5 protein-coding genes and 1 pseudogene are annotated in these 3344 nt (G+C 44.9%); all 6 read right to left on the bottom strand.

Going from position 1 to position 3344, the window contains the following annotated elements; all coding sequences use genetic code 11:
* Positions 1–118: pseudogene (locus AB4496_RS18120) on the bottom strand (TatD family deoxyribonuclease); the annotation flags it as partial.
* Positions 63–218, bottom strand: a complete 156-nt coding sequence (locus AB4496_RS18115) for a DUF5363 family protein (protein WP_009847525.1) — start codon at positions 216–218, stop codon at positions 63–65. The pseudogene AB4496_RS18120 and the gene AB4496_RS18115, both read right to left, overlap by 56 nt.
* Positions 219–316: 98 nt before the next feature.
* Positions 317–1897: a peptide chain release factor 3 gene (prfC, locus tag AB4496_RS18110; RefSeq protein WP_012604694.1), complete on the bottom strand. Its 1581-nt coding sequence runs from the start codon at positions 1895–1897 to the stop codon at positions 317–319.
* A 172-nt stretch (positions 1898–2069) separates the two neighbouring features.
* Complete coding sequence (rimI, locus tag AB4496_RS18105) at positions 2070–2525, bottom strand: ribosomal protein S18-alanine N-acetyltransferase (RefSeq protein WP_009847528.1); 456 nt, start codon at positions 2523–2525, stop codon at positions 2070–2072.
* Positions 2518–2916 carry a DNA polymerase III subunit psi gene (locus AB4496_RS18100; protein WP_009847529.1) on the bottom strand — a complete coding sequence of 133 codons (399 nt, stop codon included), beginning with the start codon at positions 2914–2916 and terminating at the stop codon, positions 2518–2520. Before AB4496_RS18100 ends, rimI begins: the two co-directional genes overlap by 8 nt.
* Before the next feature lie 155 nt (positions 2917–3071).
* Positions 3072–3344 (bottom strand): GNAT family N-acetyltransferase (locus AB4496_RS18095; RefSeq protein WP_372131545.1); only part of this gene is annotated, 273 nt, incomplete at its 5' end.

Here is a 3344-nt window from a genome sequence, read left to right as displayed (position 1 = left end):
GTGAAAAACCTTGCTCAAAAATGTCAAAGTCCGCATGGCAATGGGTGTCAAACAGCGGAAATTCACTTAATTCTGGTGTCATCTTCCCTACTCTCTGTTTGTTGTCCTTGAGGGTCACGGCGATAAGCCACGCAGCTGCGCTTATTTTCAGGCGTTAAGCCAAGCTCTTCGCACCACTTATCGTATTTCTTAATCCAAGCTTTTATCCAACTGAACATACTTACCTTAAGCCTCTAACCTCAAAAGACACGAATAAAAAAACGCCTATTGCAGAACAATAGACGTTTTTGTTTAACTCGAATAGAGCGCAGAGTAATTAGTGCTCGCGCGTCGCTCGGAACTGAACTTCTGGGAAACGTTCAGAAGCTAGGTTCAAATTCACCATAGTCGGTGCGATGTAAGATAGGTTATCACCACCATCTAACGCTAGGTTAGCTTGGCTCTTACGTTTGAACTCTTCTAGTTTCTTAGCGTCATCACATTCAACCCAACGTGCAGTTGCAACGTTCACACCTTCGTAAATCGCTTCAACGTTGTATTCCGCTTTCAAGCGCGCTACAACCACATCAAACTGAAGTACACCAACTGCACCAACGATCAGATCGTTATTTTGCAAAGGACGGAATACTTGAACCGCGCCCTCTTCAGAAAGCTGAACCAAGCCTTTTAGAAGTTGCTTCTGCTTCAATGGATCGCGCAGACGAATACGACGGAATAGCTCAGGCGCAAAGTTAGGAATACCTGCGAACTTCAAGCTTTCGCCTTGAGTAAAGGTATCGCCAATCTGAATTGTGCCGTGGTTATGCAGACCAATTATGTCACCCGCGTATGCTTTTTCAGCACGAGCACGGTCACCCGCCATGAAGGTTACTGCATCAGAGATACTGACGTTCTTACCAGTACGAACATGGTTCATCTTCATACCTTGGTCGTAAGTACCCGATACGATACGCATGAATGCGATACGGTCACGGTGTTTTGGATCCATGTTTGCTTGGATCTTAAATACGAAACCAGAGAACTTCTCTTCAGTCGCTTCAACATCACGCTCATTTGCTTGACGTGTTTGAGGCGCAGGAGCCCATCGAGTTAGGCCATCAAGCATATGGTCAACACCGAAGTTACCCAATGCAGTACCGAAGTAAACCGGAGTCAATTCGCCAGCAAGGAACAGTTCGTGATCAAACTCAGGACATGCGCCGATAACCAATTCAAGTTCTTCACGAACGCTGCTCGCCAGATCTTCGCCAACAGCTTCGTCTAGTTCAGGGTTATCTAGACCTTTGATGATGCGAACTTCTTGGATCTCATGGCCGTGGCCAGATTCATACAAGATCGTTTCATCACGGTGAATGTGGTAAACGCCTTTAAACTCTTTACCACAACCGATAGGCCAAGAGATTGGAGCACAAGCCATACCTAGCTCGCTTTCCACTTCATCTAGCACTTCCATTGGGTCACGAACATCACGGTCAAGTTTGTTCATAAACGTTACGATTGGTGTATCACGTAAACGCGTTACTTCCATCAGTTTACGAGTACGATCCTCGACACCTTTTGCAGCATCGATAACCATCAAACAAGAGTCAACCGCGGTTAATGTACGGTACGTATCTTCCGAGAAATCTTCGTGTCCAGGAGTATCGAGTAGGTTGACTAGACAATCGTTGTATGGGAATTGCATTACAGACGTAGTTACCGAGATACCACGTTCTTTTTCCATCTCCATCCAGTCAGATTTAGCGTGCTGGTTAGAGCCACGGCCTTTTACGGTACCCGCTTTTTGAATCGCGTTTCCGAATAAAAGAACTTTTTCAGTAATCGTGGTTTTACCCGCATCCGGGTGAGAGATAATCGCAAACGTTCTACGTTTGCTCACTTCTTGTTGGAAAGACATAGTCGCCCTTTGCTGATCTAAAGCGTAAAAAGGGCAAGTAGATAATACTTGCCCTTGAATTCTGTGTGCGGATTATACAGAAAGCGTGTCACTTTCTAAAGGGTCAGTTTACACCCTATTTTGTGGCTAATTCCGGAGCTAGCGGTCTAGTTCACGAAAAGACGTAACATGACTAGCTAAAAGACATAAAAAGATAGCTCATAATGATGGCGTCTTCGTTGCCTTGCTTGGTTGGATAATAGTTACGACGGCGGTCGACTTCATTAAAGCCAGCCTTCTCGTAAAGATTAAAAGCATTCACATTACTTTCGCGAACTTCCAGCCAAGCACTTTCCGCGTCAGCTTGTTCACACATATCGAGAAAGTGCTCAACCAAAGCCTTACCGTAACCTTTGCCTTGCTGCTTAGGGTCAACCGCTATCGTCAGCAAAGTAACCTCACCGACAATGTTCTGAGCATAGAAATAGCCGACCACTTGCCCATCGACTTCTAAAACACGGTGGCTGCCTCCACGACTATTAAGATCACGGATCATATTTTCAGACCAAGGATGAGAATGCGCGGTCTGCTCAATTTGCCAAATTGCGTCTAGGTGTTGTTCTGAAGTGGGTAAAAGTTGATTAGTCATAAGCACAAATTTGTTGCCATAAGTCGCGGCGATGTTGGTTATTACCGTTAATGTCAGACAGTAATGGAGATTGAAGTGTTTTTGCCTTCAGTTCATGGGCAGATTCGCAACCAGCAAACCATACCCATTCAACCGAACTTAAATCCACAGCAGACAAGTGTTGCGGTTGAAGGTGTAAAGCTTGAGATAAGTCGAGCTTGATACTTTTGAGTACTCGCTCAAACATCACGGCGAGATCATCCTGAGGTTTTTCTGGTGAAACCAACAGTAACTTGCAATCATTCGATAACAGAGTCAATTCAGATTCATAACCAGCCAAACGCTCTGGGTGACTTAACTCCCATTGGCTAATGCCCATCTCTTGTAGATATTGCGCGTGTGTTTGTGACATATCTAGCGGTCGTAACCTTTGGTTTGTTGGTATTAATATTCTTCGAGTGAACTTAAACGGTGCTCATTGGGGCTGATACTAACAAAAAATAAAGGAGCATCAAGCTCCTTTATTTAGACTAAATCAGTTTGTATCTTATTGAGTGGTAAATCAGCTTATAAGTCGTTGAACTCTGGGCTGTAAGCAATTTCACCAGAATGCCCAGCAAACGCCCCTTCTACCAACTCAATCGCTTGAAAAGCGCCTTCAGGCACATCCCAAACACAACTCAGGCCAAATTCGCTCGCCGCCTTGAAACCAAAACGACCGTAGTAAGCAGGATCACCGAGTACAACACAGGCTGGGTAACCAAAATCTACCAAAGTAGAAAATGCGTCTTCAACCAGTGATTTGGCAATGCCTTGATTGCGGAACTCTTCTTTCACGGC

Origin of the sequence: Vibrio sp. 10N.222.46.A1 (assembly GCF_041473595.1) — a bacterium.
Lineage (GTDB): Bacteria > Pseudomonadota > Gammaproteobacteria > Enterobacterales > Vibrionaceae > Vibrio > Vibrio tasmaniensis_A.
This window is presented reverse-complemented; position numbering and strand designations above follow the sequence as displayed.

Coding starts and splice junctions, on each gene's coding strand:
- AB4496_RS18100 (WP_009847529.1), bottom strand. CDS start 2,916: ATGTCACAAACACACGCGCAATATCTACAAGAGATGGGCATTAGCCAA.
- prfC (WP_012604694.1), bottom strand. CDS start 1,897: ATGTCTTTCCAACAAGAAGTGAGCAAACGTAGAACGTTTGCGATTATC.
- AB4496_RS18115 (WP_009847525.1), bottom strand. CDS start 218: ATGTTCAGTTGGATAAAAGCTTGGATTAAGAAATACGATAAGTGGTGC.
- rimI (WP_009847528.1), bottom strand. CDS start 2,525: ATGACTAATCAACTTTTACCCACTTCAGAACAACACCTAGACGCAATT.